The organism is Pararhizobium sp. O133 (assembly GCF_051669845.1).
In the GTDB taxonomy this organism is placed as follows: Bacteria; Pseudomonadota; Alphaproteobacteria; order Rhizobiales; family Rhizobiaceae; genus Pararhizobium.
Genome location: NZ_CP196426.1, coordinates 1,313,569 through 1,337,272, shown reverse-complemented (window position 1 = coordinate 1,337,272; position 23,704 = coordinate 1,313,569). Strand labels below are relative to the sequence as shown.

The following is a 23,704-nucleotide window of genomic DNA, read 5'->3' as shown; positions in this document are numbered from 1 at the left end:
CATTTGCCACTGACAGACTAAACCAAGCAGTATTTGGCGCTTTGCAGAATTGACGGTTTTCACGCCTGCAACTACAATTGTGTCGGGTGGAGAATAATCGGGTCTCGCGATCCGTCGAATATTTAGACATACAGAACATTTTCATTTTTTAAGGCGCAGCCGACCACGGGTTGTCAGGCCGCCTTGCTTTTTTGAGGTCAGGGATATGCTCAGGAGGTTTGGGCTCGTCGCGGTGTTGATCACCACGTTTCTATCATTCAATCAGGCATCGGCAGCGACGCCCAAGAAAGTCGCGCTGGTTATGGGCAACAGTGCTTATCAGCACGCAGTCGAACTGCCCAATCCGAAGAACGATGCCAAGCTGATGGCGGAGACATTCCGCACGGCGGGCTTCACCGTGATCGAGGGCGAGGACCTCGACAAGAACGGCATGGCCAATCTGGTCGACCAGTTCACGGAAGCGGCCTATGACGCCGAGATTGCCGTCATTTACTATGCCGGGCACGGCCTTCAGGTCGATGGACAGAATTATATCGTGCCGATCGATGGGCAGCTCGAAACGGCGGCACAGTTGAAGACCCGCACCATCCAGGTCGACAAGCTGCTCTCAGCCCTGCCGCCGGATCCGGCCGTCAGCATCGTCATTCTCGATGCCTGCCGCGACAATCCGCTGGCCCGCTCGCTGGCCAAGGCTCTGCCGGCCAGCCGCTCAGGCGCGACAGGCGGCCTGGCGCCGGTCCAGACAAACGGACAGACATCGAATTCCGGCGGCCTGCTGATCGCCTATTCCACCGATCCCGGCGCCGTGGCGCTGGACGGCAAGGGCGTCAACAGCCCCTACACGACGGCGCTTGCCAAGCACCTGACAACGCCGGGCCTCGAAATCCAGAGCGCACTGACCAGGGTAAGGGCGGACGTCTCCGAGGCGACCGGCGGCACCCAGCATCCCTGGCACAATGCCTCGCTCTCCCGTGAAGTCTTTATCGGCGGCGACGCGACGGATCGCGGCATCGCCATCGAGCAGAACATCGTCAAGCCGACGGCGGAAGTCGCCGCGACCGACACCAACAACGTCAACTGGACGGTGGAACAGAAGCTCTGGGAAGAAGCATCCAAGCGCAACACCGTGGCGCATTACGAGCTTTACCTGCAGCAATATCCGAGCGGCAACTTCGCCACGCTCGCCAAGCTCAATCTCGACCAGTTGAAGACCGAGGCAACGACGGAAGTCGCTTCGATTGCCCCGGTCGGCGAAGCGACGGCCTCGGCCTCGCAGGTCCGCACCGCGGTCGCGATGCCGGATGATGTCAAGACAAGCCTCGGCACACCGGAAACGGAAATGACTCTTGATCTCGACAAGGAAGGCCGGATCGACCTTCAGCTGCGGCTGGGCGCGCTTGGCCATGTCACCGGCGGCGCCGATGGCGCGCTCGGGGCGAAATCCCGTCTCGCGATCACCGCCTGGCAGAAACAGAACGGTCTGATCGAAACCTCCTACCTGACGCAGCAGCAGCATCTTTTCCTCGTCGTCCAGACGGATCCGTTGATGCCGCAGATCAGGGCGCAGTACGAAGCCGACAAGGCCGCCGCTCTTGCAGCGTCCCTGCGCAAGGCCCAGGTCCGCCAGAAAGCGGCCAGCCAGAACAAGAAACGCTACCAGAACAACGACGGTGCGGTTCTGGAGGGCCGGGTCGAGCGCCGCAACAATGGCGGAGGCATGGACCCGGCCGGCGCGGCCTTCGCCGGCGGCCTGCTCGGCGGGGCGCTGGGCGGCATTATCGGCAGCCGCTGAACACTCAACTGCCGCCTGACTTACGTGCCTTCGCCTCTCTTGAGGGGCGGAGGCATCACCACATCTTCCGCCGGCCTGATTCGAAGCTGCGTGATCCGGTTCTTCACACGTTTCATGACGATGAAGCGCTTGTCATAGAAGGTGAAGGCCTGACGTTCCTCCGGAATCGTCCTCGACTCGTGGATGACCAGGCCAGCGACCGTGGTCGCTTCCTCATCCGGCAGGTTCCAGTCCAGTGCCCTGTTGAGATCGCGGATCGGTACACTCCCATCGACGACGACCGAACCATCGGCTTCCTGCCGCACACCCTGAATTTCAAGGTCGTGCTCGTCGGAGATATCGCCGACGATCTCTTCGAGAATATCCTCCAGCGTCACAAGCCCTTGCACCTCACCATACTCGTCGACGACGATGGCGAAATGTGCCTTGCGGCGCAAAAACGCGTTCAGTTGATCCTTGAGATTGGTGGTATCGGGCACGAACCACGGCTTTTGCGTAATCCGGCTGATATCGAGATTGTCCGGCTCGACGTCCGGCTCGGCGAGCGCGCGCAAAAGATCCTTGGCATGGACGACACCGATAATGTTGTCTGTCGCTCCACGCCAGACCGGCATGCGGGTGTAGGGGCTTTCGAGCACGGCGCGAACATTGACCGCCGGCGGGTCGTCCGCATTGAGGCCGCGCATCGACGTGCGATGAACCATGATATCGGAGACTTCAAGCTCGCCAAGATCGAGCACGCCGCCGAGCAGGTCACGGTCGGCCTTTACGACCGCGCCTTCACGATGCAGGAAATCGACAGCGCCACGCAGTTCCTCATGCGCCGTCAACATCGGCCTTTCCGTTGAAAACTCGTAGCCGAAAGAGCCGAGAATAATGCGGACGAAGCGGTTGACGAGGCTTGATATAGGCCCGAGCACAACCACGAAGAAGCGGGCGACAGGGGCCATGGCGCGGGCTAAGCGATCCGGCGAAGCCACCGCCCAGCTCTTGGGCAGGACGTCCGAAAAAATGACCAGCAGGAATGTCATCGTCAGGGTCGCGTAAAGCACGCCCCACCAACCGAAGGACGGAATGAACAGCTCGGCCGCCAGCGTCGCGGCAAGAATGTTGACGATGTTCTTGCCGAGCAGCAGCGTGCCGATCAGCCTGTCCTGCCTTGTATTGAGTTCCGTGACGAGGCGCGCCCGGTCATCGCCATTGGCTTCCAGCGCATGCATGCGCGCCTGCGAGGCGTTCACAAGCGCGGTTTCGGCCATGGAGAAGAAGGCCGAACAGGCGACGAGCAGGAGAATCGTGGCCAGAACCGGCCACTCCGCTGCCAGAAAGCCGAGAACGCCTTCCGCTGTCATACCGGGTGCTTCTCCTTGAGGAAGGAGAGGACCTCGGAGGCCGGCACATCATCGGCGACGAAGGATTGGCCGATGCCGCGCGTCAGGATGAAGGTCAGCTTGCCGCCCTTCACCTTCTTGTCCTGGGCGATGGCATCCATCAGCGTTTCGGCCGGCGGCAGGCCGCCCGGAATATCGTTCATCCGCGTCGGCAGGCCGACTGTCTTCAGATGCGCCTCGACCCGCACCGCATCGTCGGGGCTCGCGAGGTTCATGCGCGCCGAGAATTGATGGGCCAGCACCATGCCGATCGACACGCCTTCGCCATGCACCAGCCGCGCGCCGTCATACTGCGTTGCTGCTTCCAGCGCATGACCGAAGGTGTGACCGAGATTGAGAAGAGCGCGGCGACCGTTCTCGCGTTCATCGGCGGCGACGACATCGGCCTTGGCCTGGCAACTGATGGCAATCGCCTCGATACGGGCGTCACCGCCGGCAAAGACGGCCTGCCAGTTCTTCTCCAGCCAGTCGAAGAAGTCCGGCTTGTCGATCAGGCCGTATTTGGCGACCTCGGCATAACCGGCCTTGAATTCGCGCGGACTCAGCGTATCGAGCACGTCCGTATCGGCCAGCACCAGGTCCGGCTGGTGGAAGACGCCGATCAGGTTCTTGCCGTGCGGCGAGTTGATGCCGGTCTTGCCGCCGACGGAGGAATCCACCTGCGCCAGAAGCGAGGTCGGGATCTGGATGAAGCGCGAGCCTCGCCGGGCAATACCGGCGGCAAACCCCGTCAAGTCGCCGATAACGCCGCCACCGAGCGCGATCACCGCATCGTTGCGCTCGATGCGGGCGCCGAGGATCGCCTCGCAGACCGGAATGAGATGCTCGAAGCTCTTGGTCTTTTCGCCGGCAGGAAGAACGAGCGAGACTGCGTCGATGGCCTTTTCCTTGAGACTTGCCATCAGCGGTTCGAGATAGAGTGGCGCGACGTTCTCGTCGGTGATGACGGCCATCCGCCGGCCCTTCAGCCGTCCTGCAATTTCGGCAGTAGCCGTGGCGATCAGCCCCGGGCCGATCAGGATGTCATAGGAGCGGTCACCCAGATCAACGCGAACGGTTTTCTGGGAAGCGGACGGGCTGGCAGTGGTCATGGCTTCACTTCTTCGGCATGTTGACGAGGGCGGCGAGAACCTCTTCCACCATCACTTCTTTCTTGACGTCACGGGACAGCACGGTGAGATCCGCTTCCGCATAAACGGGATAACGGGCGTGCATGAGGTTTTCGAGCGTCTGCTTCGGGTTCTCGGTCTTCAGCAGAGGGCGCGTGTCGCGCTTGTTGACCCGCTCCCAAAGGACATCGAGTTCGGCATTCAGCCAGACGGACAGGCCATGGCGCTTGATATGCTTGCGGGTGCGCTCATTGATATAGGCGCCGCCGCCGGTGGAGACGATGCGCGGGCCGGAATGCAGCAGCCGCTTGATCACCCGTGCTTCCAGCGCGCGAAATTCGTCTTCGCCATAGGCGGCGAAGAGTTCGCTGATCGTCATGCGCGAGACGCGCTCGATCTCATGGTCGGAATCGACGAAGGGAACGCCAAGTGCAGCCGCTGTCAGCCGGCCGATCGCCGACTTGCCGGCCCCCATCAGACCGACGAAGACGAGGTTGCGTCGCCCCAGCGCGGCCTTCGCCTGGCTGATCAGCGCCTCCGAAACCGATTCGATCACGTCGCTCATGCAGTTTCAATTTCCCCATTCTCTTCCGGTATCGACAAATCAGCGGGAAGCGTCAAGACATGGCCTCATAGATGAGACAAGGAAACCGACTGTAAAACCGTCGTTCTTGCGCTTGCCAACAGCCGTGGTCATAGTGACGACCAGTCGAGGATTTGAAAATGCCCACCCTGTTCCGGTTCCTGTTCATCTGCGCCCTTGTTGCCGGGGTGATTTACGGAACCATGGTGGCGCTGGTGACCTTCGTCGATCCGGTCGAGCGCGACGTGACCATCCGCATCCCCTCGGAAAGGATCAACAAAACGCCATGATCGACCTTTCCGCCGCCCATATGGAATCCTTCCTGGAGATGATGAGCGCCGAACGCGGCGCCGCCAACAACACGCTTTTGTCCTATGAGCGCGATCTGGAAGACGCCTATTCGTTCCTGAAGCAGCGCGGCATCAAGCCGACCGAAGCGGGCTCCGACGATCTGCGCGCCTATCTCTCGCATCTGGCTGAACAGGGCTTCAAGGCATCCTCTCAGGCGCGCCGCCTTTCGGCGCTCAGGCAATTCTACAAATTTCTTTATGCCGAAGGCCTGCGCACCGACGATCCCACCGGCATTCTCGATGCGCCGAAAAAGGCTCGCACCCTGCCGAAGATTCTCAGCGTCGACGATGTGTCGAAGCTGATCGGCCAGGCGGAACAGGAGGCGGCAGCGGGTAGCAACGATCCGGTGGCGCGGCTGCGCATGCACGCGCTGATCGAGCTTCTCTATGCGACGGGCATGCGCGTCAGCGAACTCGTCTCCCTGCCCGCCTCGGTGCTGGCACAAAACGGACGTTTCCTCGTCATCAAGGGCAAGGGCAACAAGGAGCGGTTGGTGCCGCTCTCCCATTCGGCAATCCGGGCGATGCAGGCCTATGGCGAGGCGATGGCGCGCGACAACGCCGCCCAGAAAACACCGGCGCCGGAAAGCCCCTGGCTGTTTCCCTCCTCAAGCAAGGCCGGCTACCTGCCGCGCCAGGTCTTTGCCCGCGATCTCAAGGATCTGGCCGCCCGCGCCGGCATCCGTGTGGCGGCAATCTCACCGCATGTCCTGCGCCATGCCTTCGCCAGCCACTTGCTCGCCAATGGTGCTGACCTGCGCGCCGTCCAGGAACTTCTCGGACATTCGGACATTTCAACGACACAAATCTATACCCATGTACTGGAAGAGCGGCTTCATCAGCTGGTCCAAAACCATCACCCCCTTGCCAAACAGGCGAAAAAACAGGATTAGGAGCGCCAGAACCCTTCGCGTCGACTTGGCTCATCATGTCCGCGAACACTGGCGCAATATGATCGGAAACGCATCACATGCACAATTATCTCGATTTCGAAAAACCCATCTCCGATCTCGAAGGCAAGATTCACGAACTGAAGAAGATTGCCAGTGAAGATGAGAGCATCGACACCACGGACGAGGTCGAGCGCTTGGAAGTGCGCGCCCGCGAGGCGATGGCCGAAATCTATTCCAAGCTTAACCCCTGGCAGAAGACGCAGGTCGCGCGCCATCCGCAGCGCCCGCATTTCCAGGAATATGCAGCCAGCCTCTTTACCGAATTCACGCCACTTGCCGGCGACCGCAAGTTCGCCAATGACGAGGCGATCCAGGCTGGTCTGGCGCGCTTTCGCGGCACGCCGGTCGCCGTCATCGGCCAGGAAAAGGGCAATGACACCAAATCGCGTATCAAGCACAATTTCGGCAGCGCCCGTCCGGAAGGCTATCGCAAGGCGATCCGCGTCATGGAAATGGCCGATCGCTTCGGCTTGCCGCTGATCACGCTGATCGACACCGCCGGCGCCTATCCCGGCATCGGCGCGGAAGAGCGCGGCCAGGCGGAAGCCATCGCCCGCTCGACGGAAATGTGCCTCAACATGAAGGTTCCGATCATCTCCGTCGTCATCGGCGAAGGCGGGTCTGGCGGCGCCATCGCCATTGCCACCGGCAGCCGCGTCTACATGCTCGAACATGCGATCTACAGCGTCATCTCGCCGGAAGGTGCTGCTTCCATCCTCTGGCGCGACAGTACCCGCGCCAAGGAAGCCGCGACCAACATGAAGATCACGGCGGAAGATTTGAAATCGCTGGGGATCATCGACGGCATCATTACCGAGCCCGTCGGCGGCGCCCATCGCGATCCGGATGCCGTGATCGAGAAGACCGGCACGGTCATCGCCGACGCACTGAAAGAGCTTTCCGGCCGCACGGGCGAGCAATTGCGCTCCGACCGCCGGCAGAAATATCTGAGCATAGGCCGCCAGCTTTAAAGATATTTGATGGATTCCACGGGCTGGGCGCGGCAAACTCGGCTTGACGTCCAACCTTGGCCATATTCCTGCGCTCTGGAACGGTTGGGGCAAGGCGGCTCTGCAAGGTTAATATTTTGTGAAGTATAAGGACGTATTGATTCCCTGCGGTCCGCCCTGCGGGAAATTCCGCGTTCGATCGTTTTCTTGATGGGCCTTTGCTGATGCGTCTGACACATCTCGTTGCCACCGCTGCCTTTGCCGCACTGCTTGCCGGCTGCACGAACGAGACTCTCGACACGTTCGACAAGGCCGAGGTCGACATCAGGAGCGTCAGGAACAAGACGACCTACGAGCTTTCCGGCAGGATCGTTTCGAACATGCATTCGGCCAACATGCCGAAGACTTCGCCAATCATGATCCGCATCTTCAAGGAAGAAGGTGCGCTCGAGATCTGGAAGGCGGATGCCACCAATCGCTTTGCCAAGCTACGCGAGTACAAGATCTGCGCCTGGTCCGGCAAGCTCGGCCCGAAGGTGAAGGAAGGCGACCGGCAGGCGCCAGAAGGCTTCTATCCGATCAACCCCGGGCAGATGAACCCGAATTCCAGCTATTATCTCGCCATCAATACAGGTTACCCCAACCGCTACGATCAGGCGAACAGTCGCCGTGGCACGAACCTGATGATCCATGGTGCCTGCTCGTCGTCCGGCTGCTATTCTATGACCGACGAACAGATGCAGGAAATCTTTGCGCTGGCGCGTGATGCCTATAAGGGCGGCCAGCAGTCGATCCAGTTGCAGGCCCTGCCCTTCCGCATGACGGCCGAAAACATGGCGCGTCACAAGAACAGCCCGCATATCGAATTCTGGAAGATGCTGAAGACCGGCTACGACCAGTTCGAGATCACCAAGCGGCCGCCGGAAGTCAATATCTGCGAAAAGAAGTATGTCTTCAACCAGCAGACCGACGGCAAGTTCAGCCCGGCGGGACAGTGCCCGGCCATGTCGACGCCATCGACGATGCAGGTGGCCTTGGCGAACTACAACAAGAAATACGATGACGACTATGCCAAGGCCCTGAAGAAATACGACGGCATGGTATGGTACGAACCGAGCGAAGGCGAGCGCAAGGCGATCGTCGCCAAGGATCGCGTCGGCAAGGAACTCGCCTATGCGCCGACAGGCCGTTCCATCGACGCGGGCAAGCTGATGAAAGCCGAGGACCTCGCGAAACTCGAAGCCCGTCGCGCGGAACTCGCTGAAGCCAAGAAGGCGATCGAACTGCAGACCGCGGAACTCGAAAAGAGCACACGCGGCGGCAAGAGCGTACCGGTTCCAGCCCAGAACCCGCTGCCGCGTCCGGTCGAGCAAGCTTCCACCGAGCAGGTGACGACGACGAAGACGGGCTTCTGGAGCCTGTTTACAAAGAATGGATCGCAGCCCCAGACATTGGAGCCGACGACCCCCGAGGAGTTGCGCCCAACGGACCAGAATGCGGATGGAGCCACCGCACAGGCGGCAGAGACCGCGGCCAAGGCAAAGACCGTGGCCACCGAAACCGCCATCAAACCATCAGACGCGGCAGCACAGGATGCCGCAACGCTTCAGCAGGCATCCGTGGAACAGACCCCACCGGCAAAGAAAGGCTTCTGGGGAAGCCTGTTCTCGAAGGGTGATGCTTCGCAGACCGTGACACCGGTGGCTATAGCGCCTGTCAACACGACCGCTGAACAGCCGAACGCCGACCAGGAACCCGTCGCAAAGACCGCCCAACAACCGCAGGCGGTTGCCAAGGCCAAGACCGAAACAGCCGTGAAGCCGGCAGCAACTACCGGCCAGAATGCTGCCGCAACGGACACCGCGCCTGCCGTCGAGCAGGTCGTGGCCGAGCAGCCGAAGAAACGTCCATTCTGGAAAATCTGGGGCAATTGATGCCCGAGGAAACCAGCCTGGTCTACGACCTCAAGGGGTTGAAATGTCCCTTGCCGGTCCTTCGGACGCGTAAGCGTATGCTGACGCTTGCTCCCGGCACACTGATCACCGTGGAAACCACCGATCCATTGGCGATCATCGATATCCCGCATTTCTGCAACGAGGACGGCCACCGGCTGGAACGATCCGAAACGCTCGCCACCGGCCATCGCTTCGTTATCCGTAAGGCATGACGCTATGGCGCTGCTCAGCGCGGGTCTTCAAGGTGGGCCAAAAGATTCAGCACGACGGGCCTAAGCTGCGGCAAATGGACGTGCAGGATATTCCAGAGGTCATCTTCCCGAATCCGATAATATTCATGCCGCAGCAGATTCCCATCCCGATGATCTCACGCCACGGTACCTCCGGTGCCAATGAGCGTAGGTCCGACGGTAATTCCTTGGCGGCCTCTGAAATGATCTGAATGGATCTTTCGACCGCACGGACAACCAGAGAGCTTTCTGCAACTTCGGCTGGCCTCATATCCGCTGTTGCGGCGATAATTCCATCAATGTTTTCCAACATATGTCGAAGGCGAACTTCAGGTAGCTTGGCCGATGTCATTCAGAAAATCCGTATCGCGCTTTGCTCGATATGGGATCGATAGTGCGCAACAAGCGTCTCGCGTGTCCCATAACCAATGTCATGCCGGGAAAATGGTCCTCCAAAACGCGGTATGGCGCCATGAACCCTTGAAGTCCCGACCCTCGATCAACTTCAAATTCCACCAGAATATCAATGTCACTGTCAGGTTGGGCGTTGTCCCGCGCATACGATCCATAAAGGTAAAGCGCTGCCACACCTCGCGCTCGGATAGCAGGTTCGGCAGCTTTCAAACGGACGATGACATCACGACGATCCATGAGCATGATCCTAGCAGTTCGGTCGACTTTGTTAAAGTCGCAGTCCCGGCACCGCCAGCGGATTGTCTTCCAGCGCCTGCCGGTCCGGACGGTCGATGCGCGGCTTGCCGGTGAAGGCGTCGAACAGGTCTCGCACGAAGGCCTCGGGCAGGTCCTTGGTGATCAGCACCATGCGCGTGCGGCGATCGGCGGGGTCCGGCCAGGCCGCCATACGCTGCGGCGCATGGAACACGGTCTGCACCCCATGCAGGATCAGCGGCCTGTCGGGATTGTCCGACATCGACACAATTGCCTTCATCCGCAGCAGCTTTTCGCCATGGGCGGATCGTAAGAGATCGATGAACATTTCCAGTGCCATCGGATCGATCGGCCGGTCATGGACGATGCTGAACGAGCGGATATCGGCTCCATGACGATTGGCGTCGTGATGGTGGTCATGTCCACGATGATCGTGGCCGCAATCATGGTCGTGATGATGGTGGTGGTGGTCGTCATGATCGTGATCAGCAGCCGCCTCGTCCTGCAGCCAACGGCCGACATCGGCGATCTTGGTCGCGGGATCATAGAGACCGCAGTGAAAGAGTTCAGCCTTGCCGGCTTCCGGAAGATCGCCATCGATCATCGGCGCGCGCGGATTGAGGTCCCGCAGACGGACCTTGAGGTCAATGACGGCGTCCGGAATTGCCAGCGACATCTTGCTGATCACCAGCCGGTCAGCCATGGCGACCTGCTTGACCGCTTCCTCATGATGATCGAGCGTCGACAGGCCGTTGACCGCATCGACGACGGTGACCACCCCGTCCAACCGATAGCTCTGCGCGATGACCGGATTGCCCATCACCGATTGCAGCACGGGTGCCGGATCGGCAAGGCCGGTGGTTTCGATGACGACGCGTTTCAGCGGCTTGATCTTGCCGGTCTGCATCCGGTCCATCAGGTCGGCCAGCGTATCGACCAGTTCGCCGCGTACCGTGCAGCAAAGGCAGCCATCCGACAGTTCGATAATGCCGTCGCTGGAGGCTTCGACCAGAAGATGATCGAGCGAGACATCGCCGAACTCGTTGATGATCACGGCGGTATCGGTGAGGTCCGGATCCTTCAGCAACCGGTTGAGAAGCGAGGTTTTTCCAGCACCGAGGAACCCGGCAAGGATCGATACCGGCACGGCATTGAGAACAGGGCTCATGAACTATCCGATCGGATTATGCTGGATTTAGAATACGGGGCGCGGTGTCGGGATCGGCACGTCAGCGACTTCGCCCTTCGCGCCCTTGCCTTTGTCGGCGCCAGGAATGAGTCCTGCCGCAACGAGATTCAGCGGCCGGTTGATCTCATGAATATAGGGCGACAGCAGCTTCTGGCGGCCAACCTCGTCCTTGTTTTCCGAACGGATCTTGGCGGCCTTCGGATTGCAGATTTCCTTGCTGACATCGGCAACGGTCTCGCGGCCTTCGCCATAGGGGGCGATCTGCCCGAGGCCGGGCTTGCCGCCACCGCTCGAGGTCAGGCCGAGTTGCAAAAGGCGGGCCGATTCATCCGCGCGCCCACCGAGGCTGTCCGCGCCGAGAACGATCGAAACGACACTGCGGCCACCACGGGTGGCAGACGAGACCTGGTTGAAACCGGAGGCGCAGATGAAGCCCGTTTTCATGCCGTCGGCACCGTCAAAACGGCCGATCAGCATGTTGAGATTGGGATAATTCTTTTTGCCGGTGGTGAAACCCTCATAAGCAAAATAGGGCGCGTATTGCGGAAATTCACGCTTGATGGTGATCGCCAGAACCGCCAGGTCGCGCGCCGTGGTGTACTGGCCGGGGCCGGGCAAACCGTTCGGGTTGACGAAATGCGACGACGACATGCCGATGCGCCGCGCCTCGGCATTCATCTGCGCGACGAAAGCCGGCTCGGAGCCTGAAACGGTCTCGCCGATCGCAACGGCGATATCGTTGGCCGACTTGATGAGCATCATCTTCAGCGCGCTGTCCAGCGTCAGCGCCTGACCGGGCTTGTAGAACATCTTGCTCGGCGGTTCGCCGGCCGCATTTTTCGACATCACCACCGGTGATTCCAGCGTCAACTGGCCGGATTTCAGTGCGCGAAACGTCGTATAGGCGGTCATCAGCTTGGTGAGCGAGGCCGGATACCATTTCTGGTAGATTTCCTGCTGCTCGAAGACCTTCAGCGAGTTGACGTCGACAACCAGTTTCGGATTGGCGGCGGCCGGCAGGACAGCGGCCAGAAACGACGCGCCCGCGCCTGCCAGAACGGCCAGGAGTTTCACCTTGCCACCCATACGAATTCCAGTTGTCACCACAATCAAACCTCGAAATTTCGGGAATTGCCTCGTATCGTCCGGCTATTTAACCTATATGGCGAGGTGATGGCAAAGACCATTCTTTAAACGTCGATGCCAAAATCCCGTATCCCATGCCCGCAATGGACCGACAGGAACGAACAATGCCTATTCTGAACCGCGCAGCCGAACTTCAAAACGAAGTGACAGAATGGCGCCGCCATATCCACACGAATCCGGAACTGCTGTTCGCCGTCGAAAATACGGCAGCTTTCGTCGAAAAGAAACTGCGGGAATTCGGCGTTGACGAAATCGTGACGGGCATGGGCCGCACCGGCGTCGTCGGACTGATCAAGGGCAATCTCGGCGAAGGCCGCACCATCGGCCTGCGTGCCGACATGGACGCGCTGCCGATGACGGAAACCAGCGGCAAGCCGTGGGCCTCCAAGACATCAGGCAAGATGCATGCCTGCGGCCATGACGGCCATACCGCCATGCTGCTCGGTGCCGCCAAATATCTTTCGGAAACCCGCAATTTCAAGGGTTCCGTCGCTGTGATCTTCCAGCCGGCCGAAGAAGGTGGTGGCGGCGGCAACGAGATGGTCAAGGACGGCATGATGGAGCGTTTCTCCATCGCCGAGGTCTATGGCATGCACAACATGCCGGGCATGCCGCTCGGCCAGTTCGGCACGCGCCCCGGCCCGATCATGGCGTCGACCGATGAATTCTCCATCACCATCGACGGTCGCGGCGGCCATGCGGCCCAGCCGCACAAGACTGTGGACCCGATCGTCATCGGTTCGCAGATCGTCAATGCGCTGCAGACCATCGCCTCGCGCACCGTCGATCCGCTGGCATCCGTCGTCGTGTCGGTGACGAAGTTCAATGCCGGCTTTGCCCATAACATCATTCCGGAACAGGCCATTCTTGCCGGCACTGTGCGCACCCTGATGCCGGAGGTGCGCGACCTTGCCGAACAGCGCATCAAGCAGATCGCCGAAACCTTTGCCGCTGCTTATGGTGCCAAGGCTAGGGTCCATTACGGTCGCAATTATCCGGTCACGGTCAATCACCGCCAGGAGACGAATTATGCGCTGGCGGCGGCAGCCGATATAGCCGGCGAAAGCCAGGTCTCGGGCGATCTCGACCCGATGATGGGTGGCGAGGATTTTTCCTACATGCTGCTTTCCCGTCCAGGCGCCTTCATCTTCATCGGCAACGGCGAAACCGCCGGCCTGCACAACCCGGCCTATGACTTCAACGACGAGGCGATTCCGCACGGCATCTCCTACTGGGTGAAGCTCGCCGAAACGCGGCTGGCCGCCTGATCCTGCAGACCGAAGGATGACATGAGGATCGCGCCATGCACGAGATAGACAAGATCGACCGGCGGATCCTCAACATTCTCCAGGCCGATGGCCGGATTACCAATCTGGAACTGGCCGACCGCATCGGCCTTTCGCCGACCGCCACCAGCGAACGGCTACGCCGGCTGTTGAAGGAAGGCTATGTCTCCGGTTTCGGCGCGCGGCTCGATCCGCACAAGCTGGGCTTCGGCCTGCTCGTCTTCATCGAGGTCATGCTCGACAAGACGACGGCCGAAGTCTTCGACAAGTTTGCCGCCGCCATCAAGCAGGCGCCCTCGGTGCTCGAATGCCACATGGTGGCCGGCGGTTTCGACTATCTCGTCAAGACCCGTTTCGAGGACATGGCAGCCTACCGCAACTTCCTCGGCCACGTGCTCTGGACGCTTCCCGGCGTCAAGGAAACCCGGACTTACGCTGTCATGGAGGAGATCAAGAACGACGGACCGTTGCCGTTGATCTGACGGCCGGAAATGCTCATGCACCAAAATTGGGCTATATATCGATGATCCTTTCAAACCTCCCGGATTCCGCTTAGGCTCCCGCCGCCGCTCGATGATCGGGCGCTTTTGGGGGAGGGGTTCAATGCGGAAATTCATCATTGCCGCCGTGCTTTCGCTGGCGGCTGTCTCGACTGCACACGCACAGACCGTCAATGCCGGGAAATATACGCTTCAGGGCACCAACCTTGACGGATCGCCCTATAAGGGCACGGTGGAAATCACACTGGCGAGCGACACGACCTGCGTCATCGAATGGGACACGGGTGGCTCGAAGTCATCCGGCGTCTGCATGCTGAACGGCGATGCGTTCGCAGCCGCCTATATGCTCGGCGACGCGATCGGCCTCGTCGTCTATAAGGTCAATGGCGACGGCACGCTCGATGGCAAATGGACCATCACCGGCAAGGATGGCTCCGGCACCGAGGTGCTGACGGAAGCCAACTGATATCTTCAGGCCGTAAAAATAGCGCAGTCAAAAGCAGACCCCTCCCCCGGCTGTCCAAGGGAGGGGCGCTATCAAGCTTTCGCTCTCAGAGCGTCGCCATGTCGATGACGAAGCGGTAGCGGACGTCGCTCTTGATGACGCGCTCATAGGCTTCGTTGACTTGATCCATGCGGATCAACTCGATTTCCGAGACGATGTCGTGCTTGCCGCAGAAATCCAGCATTTCCTGGGTTTCCTTGATCGAGCCGATCATCGAGCCGGAAATGTTCTTACGACCCGGAACCAGCGAGAAGGCGTGGACAGGAACGGCGTTTTCCGGAATGCCGAGCAGGACCAGCGAGCCGTCGACCTTCAGCAGGCCGAGATAGGCATTCCAGTCGATTTCGGCCGAGACCGTGCATAGGATCAGATCGAAGGTGCCGGCCAGCGTCTTGAAGGTTTCCGCGTCGCTGGTGGCGTAATAGTGATCGGCGCCGAGCTTGAGGCCGTCTTCCTTCTTTGACAGCGACTGGCTGAGCACGGTGACATCGGCGCCCATCGCATGGGCAAGCTTGACGCCCATATGGCCGAGACCGCCCATGCCGACAATGGCGACCTTCTTGCCGGGACCAGCCTTCCAGTGGACCAGCGGCGAATAGAGCGTGATGCCGGCGCACAGCAGCGGCGCGGACGCGTCGAGCGGCAGGTTTTCGGGGATCGACAGTGCATAGCCTTCCTTGACGACGATGCTGTCCGAATAACCACCATAGGTCGGGGTCACGCCATCCGCCTCGAAGGCATTGTAGGTGCCGATCAGGCCGGGCATGTAATGCTCGAGGTCGAGATCGCGGGTTGCGCACTGGGTGCAACTGTTGACGAAGCAGCCGACGCCGGCGCGGTTACCGACCTTGAACTTCGTTACCTTGGAACCGACAGCGGTGACGATGCCGGCGATCTCGTGGCCCGGCACCATGGGGTAGCTGGAATTGCCCCATTCGTTGCGGACCTGATGAATGTCGGAATGGCAGATGCCGGAGAACTTGATGTCGATGACGATGTCGTCATCATTGGGTTCGCGCCGCTCGAAACTGAAGGGCTGAAGCGGTTTGGACGCATCCGTCGCCGCATATCCTCTTGCCAGGGCCATGGGTCACTCCTTTAATTCTGTGAAACGGGGTTTGACGTGGAAGCACGATCGGCTTCACCCCGAGCGCACTATGCAACAGCAGTAGAAAAGGCGTTAGAGCAATCCTGCAAGATTCTTGTACAATCCTGCAAATGACAGGAATCGCATTTTGAAATGCCGTTTCGAATGACTAATTTCGGAAACGCGAAATGAATTCTAAATGACTGGAAAGGCTTTCGATTATGACAAATCCCAGAACCTATCGCAGTCAGGAGTTGATCGACCTCATTGCCTGTTACGCCACGGAAGATGGTGACCACCCTACGGCTATTCCCGGCCTCAGCGTCCATCGGCGCTCGGCAATCGGCATGAAGGCCTGCGGTGCCTATAAGCCGAGCCTGGCACTGATCGCGCAGGGCGCGAAACAGGTGGTTCTGGGCAACGACGTCTTGCGTTATGGTGGCACGGACTACCTTTTGACCTCGATCGACCTGCCGGTCACCACCCAGATCGTCGAAGCATCGGAGGACATGCCCTATCTCAGCATGACCTTCCAGATCGACACCAACCGGATCGCCGGCATGCTCGATCATGCGACGGACGGAAACAGCACTCCCGTGGCGCGCGGCATGGCGGTAAGCACGGTGACGCCCGAGCTTGAGGATACCGCTATCCGGCTGCTGCGGCTGCTCGACCGCCCGGACGATATCCCCGCGCTGCTGCCGCTCATCGAGCAGGAAATGATCTACCGGCTGCTGACCGGACCGCAGAGCGGGCGTTTGCGTCAGATGGCGGTAACGGAGAGCCAGTCGCACCAGATCAGCCGCGCCTGTATCTGGCTGAAGGAGCACTACGCGATGCCGTTGAAGATCGAGAACCTGGCAAGCCGGGTGAGCATGAGTGTCTCCTCGCTGCATCATCACTTCAAGGCGATCACCGCCATGAGCCCGATGCAGTACCAGAAGCAGTTGCGCTTGCAGGAAGCACGCCGGCTGATGCTGGAGGACATGCTGGACGCCGGCTCGGCCGGCCATCAGGTCGGCTATGAAAGCCAGTCGCAATTCAGCCGCGAATATGCCCGTCAATTCGGCGAGCCGCCGCTGCGCGATGTCGGTCGCGTCCGCCGCAGCTTGATGGATCGTCTGACCGGCGGGATGGAGTTGCTGAGCGAGGGTTGATGCCACGGCAAGAACCGCCGGCAGCCCTGCTTTCAGGCCAAAGGCATCGCTAATCCTCGGGATCGACGGTGAGCCATTCCTTCGCGATAAGCGCCCGGAATGGAGAGAATCACCACATGATGCCAGTGACGGTCAAACTGAGCTCTTGGCGGCAGGGACAACTGCTGCGCGAACCGACATTGCTGACAGCGGTCGGCCTGCGGGAAACGCTGCTCAAGGCGCTCGATTACGATGAGGCCCGCGTCAATTTCGTCTGCCGGCAGGTGGAGGAAACCGGCGTCTACGAGCTTGGCGGCATACGCGGCGATTTCACCACGATGATCGAAAAGATCCTGCATTCGTAGGAATTTGTCGATAATCACGGTGATTGCCGGTGGCAATCCCCACCGGCAATATCAATGATCGTTCAAATTTTAAGCATCTTCTCGACAGCCACTTAACCGGGTCCCGATATCCTCACCGCAAGCAATAGGAGGATCGCATGATGCGGCACCAGTCAAGAAACGCCTATTCGGCATTCGAGGAAGACCACCGCGATCTGAGAGCAGAGAAGCGTCCTTTTTCGCCGACGCTGCGGCTGAAGGCTCTTGGTATTGCCTTTCTTCTCTGCCTGATGTTTTGGGGCGCCGTGATCTATTTCTTCACGCGGTAGAAACGCGCCAAGAACCCTGACACTTTTTTCAGGTCCAACCTTTGTTTTTCGGCCAGCCTCGATTGGTCACGGCTGCTCGCGTGTTCCTGCCGCCGCCTCGCGCTGATCGGCGTCCTCCAGATCGGCTTCCACGACATAGCTATCGCTGCGCTGCCGAGCCGCCTCCCGCATCGCATCGAGGTTCGGCCGCTCGTCCGGCTCAATCCCGCCGCCGTCGGTGGTGCCGTGATCGATTTCATGCTCCGCCTGAAGCCAATGCGCATGCTCCTGCCCATCCGGCGAGCCCGCCTCTTGCCATAGCCTGTGCGCCCGCTCCCTGATTTTGGTTTCACGATCCATCATATGAATATCCTTCCATCAGTTTTCGTGGTGAGAAACTCAACCGAATCAGGCGTGAAATGTTCCGCAAGCGCGCTTCGCTGGGTGCAAAGAAAAAGCCAAAGTCTCGGAGAGAGACCTTGGCTTTTAAACCGATGCACATGGGGGCAATGGCATCGGTAATGTCGAAGCGCTGAGGGGGCTTTCGCTTCGATGAGGGGTAAATGCACGAGTAACAGTTTGGTTCCCGTCACTGCACAGGTGGCTTACCTTTTGCGAGCATCAGCAGATCGAGTTCGATGGACGACGGCCCAAAGCGCTCATGGAGCGTACGCGCCTCCTCTTCGCTCAAACCGTATTTCCGCCGAAACTCCTCGAGAGAATAAGGCTCGCCGCGTTTCTGCCTAGGTTTCAGCCGGGGTTCCGTCATGGGGCATTACCAGTAACGCCGGCGAATGGTCGGTTCAGGCTGTGAGGCGGCGCCGAGAATGTAACCGATGCCAAGCCCGATCGCAGCCGCCACGAACAGCACGCTACCGGTCGCCGCCGGATGCTCGCGCGCCGTTTGTGCAATCGCGCTTCCCTCGGCCCTAGCAACTTCCGCCGCCTTCTTGGCCGCCGGCGTTGCGGCATCGACGACATTGGCGGCGCCATGGCGCACATCGGAGAAAGCCTGGGCCCCTTGGGCGGTTACGATCTTGGTCAAACGTGAGACCTCGGCGCGCAGAGATTCGATTTCCTTGTTGGTCGTGGCTTCGGCCATGTTTTTCTCCTTCGTTGGTTGCACTGCAACGCACGAGGGATGAAGATGTTCCCGAAAGAAGGGAATTTCGCCTGTCTAGGGCACTGGGAACCACCGCCTGTAAAGCAGGATTGAAAGCACGAGAACCACGAAAGCAGCCGGCCAGAAATCCGTCATCTGATCCCATGACCACCGCCACATCAGATATCCATCCAGATGCGGCGGCGGCATATCGACACTGATCTCGTAGTCCCGCTTTTCACGCCCATGAAAATGGCCGCCCGCAAAGGCGAGCCCTATCAAGATGGCAATACGCCTTTCATAGAGCGCCATGGCCGCCAGCCCGACGAAGCCAGCCATGATGAGAGCCTCCACGATATGGCCAAGCCAGTCGAAATGGGATTGCACATAAGTCCAGTCGATCATGACGATAATGTCGGACAAACAATAGCGTTGGGCAAGGCGGTATGCGGCTTACCGTACATCGAGGCCGAAATAGTCGCTCGACTGATCGTTTGGACGCAACTAAGGAAAAATGGTAGCGGGAGAGGGACTCGAACCCCCGACACGCGGATTATGATTCCGCTGCTCTAACCACCTGAGCTACCCCGCCATCGGACTTCGACGCTGGCCGTGGCCGCCGTCTTTGTCATCGGTGGGCGGCTTATAAGGTGCGGTTCGTGCCGGTGTCAAGCCGAGCCGTTTCAAAAAAGCGGAAGTTTTCCAAAGCCGGTGGAGAAGGCCGGGAGATGGGTGCCACATGCGCCCTGCCCGTAACCATTCAAGCCGCGACGACACCCTGCAGCAGATCCTTCAGCGCGGCTTCAGCCGCCGCTTCCCGCTCCGAGCGCAGGATGAAGCCGCCGCCGTAGACGCGGGCGTCCTCGCCGATGCCGGAATAGAGTGCGCAGGCCTGTCCGGGCGCGACGCCCGCCTCGCCTTCCAGAAGCTCGACCGAGATGCCGGAGGCATCGGCGCGCAGGATGGCCGGAGCCGGCTGGCGGGTGGAACGAACCTTGGCGAAACAGGCAAAGCCGTCCTTCGCCGCATCATGAATGTCACCGTCGCCCAGCCAGTTGATGTCGCGCAGATAGACGCGGCGGGTTTCCAGTGCTTCCTTCGGGCCGACAATGACGCGACGCGAACGAGCGTCGAGATGCACGACATAGAGCGGCTCGCCGGTGGCGACGCCGATGCCGCGGCGCTGGCCGATCGTATAATGCAGGATGCCGTCATGGCTGCCGAGCACGCGACCGTCGAGATGGACGATATCGCCAGCCAGCGACGCATTCGGCTTCAGCTTGTTGATGATATCTGCATATTTTCCCTGCGGCACGAAGCAGATGTCCTGGCTGTCGGCCTTCTTGGCGACGACGAGGCCCATGTCTTCGGCAAGCTGCCGGGTTTCCGCCTTGGTCAGGTTGCCGAGCGGGAAGCGCAGATAGTCGATCTGCTCCTGCGTCGTCGCAAAGAGGAAATAGCTCTGGTCGCGATCGGCATCGGTCGGGCGAAACAGCGCGCGACGGGCTGGGGCACCCGGCTGCGGATTGGCCTTCGAACGAATATAATGGCCGGTCGCCAGCGCATCGGCGCCGAGATCGCGTGCAGTGGCCAGCAGGTCAGCGAACTTGACGGTCTGGTTGCAAGCAACGCAGGGGATCGGCGTTTCGCCGGCGACATAGCTTTCGGCGAAGGGATTGATCACGGTTTCGCGGAAGCGCTGTTCATAGTCGAGCACGTAATGCGGAATGCCCAGCACTTCGCAAACACGGCGGGCATCGTCGATGTCCTGGCCAGCGCAGCAGGAGCCTGCACGGTGCACCGCGGCGCCATGATCGTAAAGCTGAAGGGTAATGCCGAGGACATCATAGCCCTCGCGCTTCAGGATACCGGCCACGACGGAGCTATCGACGCCGCCGGACATGGCAACGACGACGCGCGTATCTTCGGGCTTGCGATCAAAATCGAGACTGTTCACGGCATCCAATCCGGCATTCCGGTCCATCGGCGGGTTTCGGGCATTTGCGCGCGACCATACCCTGTTTCCTGCAAACGGCCAACGCCGCAGCGAAGCGGGCAGGTTTTTATTGGGCGTCGCAAGGCCGCTATATAGAAAGTTGCATGGATGGGGACAAGAGTACCGTCAAAGCCGCGCCAAGATCGAAAACAGAATTCAGATCAGCTTCATGCGCATGGCGCGGGCGATTGCCTGCATGCGATTGACGGAATCGAGCTTGCGGGTCGCGGTTTTGAAATAGCTGGAGACCGTATAGACGGAAATGCCGAGAATGATGGCGATCTCGTCGCTGCTCTTGCCGGCCGCCGCCCAGCGCAGACATTCGATCTCGCGGGTCGACAGCTTGTCGCGGGCTGACGAGCCGACCTCGAAGGTCCGCTCCAGCGTTTCGAACAGTTGCAGCAGGGTGAAACAGAGATCCGCCGCTTCTGCCCTATCGGGCTCCGAGCGGGCGCCGGAAAGAAGAACGGCAAAGGCCTCGCCATAGGTTGTGTGCAGCATGACCGCAAAGGTGTTTCGCAGCGGATAGTCGGCGAGCAGACCTTCCATCGAAGCGGCCGTTTCGGTCGCAGGAGCGCTCAATAAGGCCACGGTCTCGCCGAAGATCGGCAGCTTGGTATGACGCAGCCGCTCCACCAGCGTACTCGCATGAAAGACCGTCGCCGTATCATACTGGCGCACCAGTTCGGACGGCCAGCTCGACAACACCAGGCGTTCGGCAAAGCGCTGCTGCTCACCGAAGGGGATTCGCGCGATCATGAAGTGAGTGAAGCCGAACTGCGCCGTGCACTGGCGCATCAGATGAAGGACCTCGTACTCCGTCTGGACTGTCGAACTGGTCATACCGGAAAGGAAATCAGCATAAGCCTCGCTTCGCAAGGCCAGCTTGTCAGGGTCTTTCATATTTTTGATCACCAAATTGCCGGATCAGAAATGCCGGCTCCTCAAAAAAATCTCATCCCGGCTTTTTTTCAGAAGCAACACGCTTAAATCCGCCACTGGCAAAACTCCGAAAGTGCCCGGAAGGACACAATCGAAGCAAAATGGCCGTGGCATTGAAATAAAGTGGCGCAATGAGAGCATTCCGGGCCATCAATATGACGCTTATGCTCAATTACCATGCATCTATAGCAAAAATTTTAGGCAAATTGAATCGTTATATTTGCATGGCTCCTATGCAGGCGCCCGCTCTACGGTATCAGCAGTTGTAAAAATGCGCGCGGGATCGGGACGCCCCTTGCTCGGGACGAGCCCGATGATAAGCGGGCCGCGGAATCGGCCCATGATTCGTGCAGATCCCCGAAGTCTCTCAAATTATGAGCAAATTGTTACCGCGCGTTTAGGCAAATGTTAAATGTGGCAGGGTAAGTTGAGCCCACATGGTCTTGAGTATGTGTAGAGAGTCCAATGACCGAAATGATACGACCCCGCGTGAAATATGTCATCGGACCCGATGGCAGCCCTTTGACAATTGCAGACCTGCCCCCGGCCAATACCCGTCGCTGGGTTATCCGCCGCAAGGCTGAAGTCGTCGCCGCCGTTCGCGGTGGGCTTCTGAGCCTGGAAGAAGCCTGTGAACGCTATACCCTGACCGTCGAAGAATTCCTGTCCTGGCAGTCCTCCATCAGCGACCACGGCCTTGCCGGTCTTCGCACGACCCGCATCCAGCAGTACCGCCACTAGTTTTCCCGTCAGATTTGCAAGACCAGAGCGGCCGCACTCAATGCGGCCGCAGCCGCATCTGCAAGAGCCCCGTCAGGATCGCCGATCCGGCATAGAACCACAGCCCCGGCTGGGTGAAAGCCTGCGCCATGCCGCTCGTCTTGGCGGCGAAGATGACGAGCGCCACCAGCATCACATCCATCATCGACCATTTGCCGAGAATGGGCATCAGACGCGCGATGATGCCGTTTGCCCAAGCATCATCCGTCGGCACTGTCGCTTCAAACGCGATCGCGATCAGCTTTGCAAATGGAAACACGATGGAAAAAAGCGCGACGATCACCGCGAGAAGTGCATTGTCCTTCTCCCACAGCGCCCAGACGATTCCCAGAAGCGAAGGCGTCTCATTGAAGAAGATCAGCTTCTCGAACCGCACCAACGGCAGGACCAGGCCGAGCGCCAGGAAAAACGTCGAGAGAACCAGGAAAATCGGTGTGACGAGGCGCATGAATCATGTCTTCTGTTGCAAGCAGGATTACATACCACCTTCCCGGTCTTTGCACAGTGGCGCATGCCCGGCATGAAACAACCGGGTCCGCGCCAGCAGATGGAGAGATGCGATGGAGATCGAAAAATCGGAAACCGGCTCACACGGCCGCTACAGCACAACGGTCGAGGGCCATACCGGTGAAATGACCTATTCCCGGACATCGCCCAACCTGATCATCATCGATCATACCGGCGTCCCCGATGCGCTGCGCGGCAAGGGCGTCGGCCAGGCGCTGGCCGCGCACGCCATCGAGGAAGCGCGCAAGGGCGGCTGGAAGATCATCCCGCTCTGCCCGTTCATGCGCGCCCAGGTCCTGCGCCATCCCGACTGGCAGGACGTTATTCAAGCCTGACGAAGGTAGACAAGCTGGCCTAAATGCTGAAGGCCCTTCTCACGGACTTGAGACAAGTCCGTGAGAAGGGCCTTTGGCTTTCGCAATTCCCAAACGCGCCTAGGCGCGCATGCGAACGCTGCTGTCACGCTCTTCGAGCGCCGCGGCCTTGGCGAATTCCGCCTGAACCTCTTCCAGCGCCAGTTCCGCCGCATCCTGCTGAATCTTCAGTTCCCGAACCGAGACCTGCAGATTGTCGGCCCGCTGCCGGGCAGCCTTGGCAAACGTCGGATAGGCGAAGTGGGCGGGATCGGAAATCCCCGACTTCTTCTCTTCGAACGTGATCTGGTTTTCCAATTCCTTGGTCATCCGCTCAAATTCGGACATCATCAGTTGAAGCTGGCTCAACTGACGCTGTTTCTCCTTCACCTGAAATTCCTTCAGGCGAACAAGGCTCTCACGTGACTTCATACGCAATACTCCCGTGATGCGAGACCCCGGTTACTGATTTGACCCGTCCAACCGACCTTACGGCGTCGGAAAATGAAAAAAATTACAGCGATCTTAACAAAATCCTACC

Annotated in this window: 29 protein-coding genes, 1 tRNA gene and 2 pseudogenes; 14 read left to right on the top strand and 18 right to left on the bottom strand. The window is 59.7% G+C overall.

The features are described 5' to 3' along the window. Positions 1–205 precede the first annotated feature (205 nt). Positions 206–1,792 carry a caspase family protein gene (locus tag ACST81_RS06260; RefSeq protein ID WP_438751977.1) on the top strand — a complete coding sequence of 529 codons (1,587 nt, stop codon included), beginning with the start codon at positions 206–208 and terminating at the stop codon, positions 1,790–1,792. Between the two features lie 20 nt (positions 1,793–1,812). On the opposite strand, the gene ACST81_RS06255 is transcribed toward ACST81_RS06260, so the two are convergent. From ACST81_RS06255 to ACST81_RS06245, 3 genes are read right to left on the bottom strand one after another with little or no spacing between them, the layout of a single operon-like run. Further along, positions 1,813–3,144, bottom strand: a complete 1,332-nt coding sequence (locus ACST81_RS06255) for an HlyC/CorC family transporter (protein ID WP_438751976.1) — start codon at positions 3,142–3,144, stop codon at positions 1,813–1,815. Next, complete coding sequence (gene aroB, locus ACST81_RS06250) at positions 3,141–4,274, bottom strand: 3-dehydroquinate synthase (protein ID WP_438751975.1); 1,134 nt, start codon at positions 4,272–4,274, stop codon at positions 3,141–3,143. Before aroB ends, ACST81_RS06255 begins: the two co-directional genes overlap by 4 nt. 4 nt (positions 4,275–4,278) lie before the next feature. Continuing rightward, positions 4,279–4,857: a shikimate kinase gene (locus ACST81_RS06245; RefSeq protein ID WP_438751974.1), complete on the bottom strand. Its 579-nt coding sequence runs from the start codon at positions 4,855–4,857 to the stop codon at positions 4,279–4,281. 158 nt (positions 4,858–5,015) lie between these two features. Here ACST81_RS06245 and ACST81_RS06240 point away from each other — a divergent pair, with 158 nt between their 5' ends. The 5 genes and pseudogenes from ACST81_RS06240 to ACST81_RS06220 all read left to right on the top strand — a co-directional run bounded on the left by ACST81_RS06240 (position 5,016) and on the right by ACST81_RS06220 (position 9,295). Next, on the top strand, positions 5,016–5,165 hold the full coding sequence (locus ACST81_RS06240) for a hypothetical protein (RefSeq protein ID WP_438751973.1): 150 nt from the start codon (positions 5,016–5,018) through the stop codon (positions 5,163–5,165). Then, complete coding sequence (gene xerD, locus ACST81_RS06235) at positions 5,162–6,118, top strand: site-specific tyrosine recombinase XerD (RefSeq protein ID WP_438751972.1); 957 nt, start codon at positions 5,162–5,164, stop codon at positions 6,116–6,118. Before ACST81_RS06240 ends, xerD begins: the two co-directional genes overlap by 4 nt. A 77-nt stretch (positions 6,119–6,195) precedes the next feature. Then, positions 6,196–7,149, top strand: coding sequence for an acetyl-CoA carboxylase carboxyltransferase subunit alpha (locus ACST81_RS06230; protein ID WP_438751971.1), 954 nt, complete (start codon positions 6,196–6,198; stop codon positions 7,147–7,149). A gap of 203 nt (positions 7,150–7,352) precedes the next feature. After that, positions 7,353–8,762, top strand: a pseudogene (locus tag ACST81_RS06225) (L,D-transpeptidase family protein); the annotation flags it as partial. A gap of 299 nt (positions 8,763–9,061) precedes the next feature. Continuing rightward, entirely contained in the window at positions 9,062–9,295 is a 234-nt protein-coding gene (locus tag ACST81_RS06220; protein ID WP_438751970.1) for a sulfurtransferase TusA family protein, read from the top strand. Between the two features lie 14 nt (positions 9,296–9,309). On the opposite strand, the gene ACST81_RS06215 is transcribed toward ACST81_RS06220, so the two are convergent. From ACST81_RS06215 to ACST81_RS06195, 5 genes and pseudogenes are all read right to left on the bottom strand, one after another. Further along, positions 9,310–9,408 (bottom strand): hypothetical protein, encoded by a 99-nt coding sequence (locus ACST81_RS06215; protein WP_438753403.1) that lies wholly within the window; start codon positions 9,406–9,408, stop codon positions 9,310–9,312. 89 nt (positions 9,409–9,497) lie between these two features. Further along, a pseudogene (locus tag ACST81_RS06210) lies at positions 9,498–9,584 on the bottom strand (hypothetical protein); the annotation flags it as partial. A 77-nt stretch (positions 9,585–9,661) separates the two neighbouring features. After that, a complete protein-coding gene (locus tag ACST81_RS06205; protein WP_438751969.1) occupies positions 9,662–9,964 on the bottom strand; it encodes a nucleotidyltransferase family protein in 303 nt (100 codons plus the stop codon). Positions 9,965–9,995: 31 nt separating this feature from the next. Continuing rightward, on the bottom strand, positions 9,996–11,150 hold the full coding sequence (locus tag ACST81_RS06200) for a CobW family GTP-binding protein (protein WP_438751968.1): 1,155 nt from the start codon (positions 11,148–11,150) through the stop codon (positions 9,996–9,998). 27 nt (positions 11,151–11,177) lie between these two features. Then, on the bottom strand, positions 11,178–12,257 hold the full coding sequence (locus ACST81_RS06195) for a D-alanyl-D-alanine carboxypeptidase family protein (protein ID WP_438751967.1): 1,080 nt from the start codon (positions 12,255–12,257) through the stop codon (positions 11,178–11,180). 164 nt (positions 12,258–12,421) lie between these two features. Between ACST81_RS06195 and ACST81_RS06190 the strand changes: the two genes are divergently transcribed. The 3 genes from ACST81_RS06190 to ACST81_RS06180 all read left to right on the top strand — a co-directional run bounded on the left by ACST81_RS06190 (position 12,422) and on the right by ACST81_RS06180 (position 14,569). Then, on the top strand, positions 12,422–13,585 hold the full coding sequence (locus tag ACST81_RS06190) for a M20 aminoacylase family protein (protein WP_438751966.1): 1,164 nt from the start codon (positions 12,422–12,424) through the stop codon (positions 13,583–13,585). Positions 13,586–13,620: 35 nt separating this feature from the next. Beyond that, positions 13,621–14,085 carry an Lrp/AsnC ligand binding domain-containing protein gene (locus ACST81_RS06185; RefSeq protein ID WP_438751965.1) on the top strand — a complete coding sequence of 155 codons (465 nt, stop codon included), beginning with the start codon at positions 13,621–13,623 and terminating at the stop codon, positions 14,083–14,085. A gap of 121 nt (positions 14,086–14,206) precedes the next feature. Continuing rightward, positions 14,207–14,569: a hypothetical protein gene (locus ACST81_RS06180; protein WP_438751964.1), complete on the top strand. Its 363-nt coding sequence runs from the start codon at positions 14,207–14,209 to the stop codon at positions 14,567–14,569. Positions 14,570–14,654: 85 nt separating this feature from the next. Here ACST81_RS06180 and ACST81_RS06175 read toward each other — a convergent pair whose 3' ends face one another. Beyond that, positions 14,655–15,695, bottom strand: a complete 1,041-nt coding sequence (locus tag ACST81_RS06175; protein WP_438751963.1) for an NAD(P)-dependent alcohol dehydrogenase — start codon at positions 15,693–15,695, stop codon at positions 14,655–14,657. A gap of 221 nt (positions 15,696–15,916) precedes the next feature. Here ACST81_RS06175 and ACST81_RS06170 point away from each other — a divergent pair, with 221 nt between their 5' ends. The 3 genes from ACST81_RS06170 (at position 15,917) to ACST81_RS06160 (ending at position 17,504) form a co-directional block, all read left to right on the top strand. Beyond that, positions 15,917–16,852: an AraC family transcriptional regulator gene (locus ACST81_RS06170; RefSeq protein ID WP_438751962.1), complete on the top strand. Its 936-nt coding sequence runs from the start codon at positions 15,917–15,919 to the stop codon at positions 16,850–16,852. 116 nt (positions 16,853–16,968) lie between these two features. Next, entirely contained in the window at positions 16,969–17,196 is a 228-nt protein-coding gene (locus tag ACST81_RS06165; protein WP_438751961.1) for a hypothetical protein, read from the top strand. Between the two features lie 137 nt (positions 17,197–17,333). Continuing rightward, on the top strand, positions 17,334–17,504 hold the full coding sequence (locus ACST81_RS06160) for a hypothetical protein (RefSeq protein WP_438751960.1): 171 nt from the start codon (positions 17,334–17,336) through the stop codon (positions 17,502–17,504). Positions 17,505–17,570: 66 nt separating this feature from the next. Here the strand turns inward: ACST81_RS06160 and ACST81_RS06155 are convergent, their stop codons facing one another. The 7 genes from ACST81_RS06155 to ACST81_RS06125 form a co-directional block, all read right to left on the bottom strand. Further along, on the bottom strand, positions 17,571–17,846 hold the full coding sequence (locus tag ACST81_RS06155) for a DUF2934 domain-containing protein (protein WP_438751959.1): 276 nt from the start codon (positions 17,844–17,846) through the stop codon (positions 17,571–17,573). 226 nt (positions 17,847–18,072) lie between these two features. Beyond that, entirely contained in the window at positions 18,073–18,252 is a 180-nt protein-coding gene (locus ACST81_RS06150) for a hypothetical protein (protein ID WP_438751958.1), read from the bottom strand. Between the two features lie 6 nt (positions 18,253–18,258). Next, positions 18,259–18,585 carry a hypothetical protein gene (locus ACST81_RS06145; RefSeq protein ID WP_438751957.1) on the bottom strand — a complete coding sequence of 109 codons (327 nt, stop codon included), beginning with the start codon at positions 18,583–18,585 and terminating at the stop codon, positions 18,259–18,261. Positions 18,586–18,660: 75 nt separating this feature from the next. Continuing rightward, positions 18,661–18,990: a hypothetical protein gene (locus ACST81_RS06140; protein ID WP_438751956.1), complete on the bottom strand. Its 330-nt coding sequence runs from the start codon at positions 18,988–18,990 to the stop codon at positions 18,661–18,663. Positions 18,991–19,100: 110 nt separating this feature from the next. Further along, a tRNA-Met gene (locus ACST81_RS06135) sits at positions 19,101–19,177 on the bottom strand. A gap of 168 nt (positions 19,178–19,345) precedes the next feature. Then, positions 19,346–20,542, bottom strand: coding sequence for a tRNA 2-thiouridine(34) synthase MnmA (gene mnmA, locus ACST81_RS06130; protein ID WP_438751954.1), 1,197 nt, complete (start codon positions 20,540–20,542; stop codon positions 19,346–19,348). Between the two features lie 195 nt (positions 20,543–20,737). After that, positions 20,738–21,484 carry a helix-turn-helix transcriptional regulator gene (locus ACST81_RS06125; protein ID WP_438751953.1) on the bottom strand — a complete coding sequence of 249 codons (747 nt, stop codon included), beginning with the start codon at positions 21,482–21,484 and terminating at the stop codon, positions 20,738–20,740. 504 nt (positions 21,485–21,988) lie between these two features. Here ACST81_RS06125 and sciP point away from each other — a divergent pair. Next, positions 21,989–22,264 carry a CtrA inhibitor SciP gene (sciP, locus tag ACST81_RS06120; protein WP_004430042.1) on the top strand — a complete coding sequence of 92 codons (276 nt, stop codon included), beginning with the start codon at positions 21,989–21,991 and terminating at the stop codon, positions 22,262–22,264. Between the two features lie 37 nt (positions 22,265–22,301). Here sciP and ACST81_RS06115 read toward each other — a convergent pair whose 3' ends face one another. Continuing rightward, positions 22,302–22,751 carry a paraquat-inducible protein A gene (locus tag ACST81_RS06115; RefSeq protein ID WP_438751952.1) on the bottom strand — a complete coding sequence of 150 codons (450 nt, stop codon included), beginning with the start codon at positions 22,749–22,751 and terminating at the stop codon, positions 22,302–22,304. Positions 22,752–22,863: 112 nt separating this feature from the next. Here ACST81_RS06115 and ACST81_RS06110 point away from each other — a divergent pair, with 112 nt between their 5' ends. Continuing rightward, positions 22,864–23,145, top strand: a complete 282-nt coding sequence (locus tag ACST81_RS06110) for a GNAT family N-acetyltransferase (protein ID WP_438751951.1) — start codon at positions 22,864–22,866, stop codon at positions 23,143–23,145. 99 nt (positions 23,146–23,244) lie between these two features. Here the strand turns inward: ACST81_RS06110 and ACST81_RS06105 are convergent, their stop codons facing one another. After that, entirely contained in the window at positions 23,245–23,595 is a 351-nt protein-coding gene (locus tag ACST81_RS06105) for a flagellar export protein FliJ (protein ID WP_438751950.1), read from the bottom strand. Positions 23,596–23,704 lie beyond the last annotated feature (109 nt).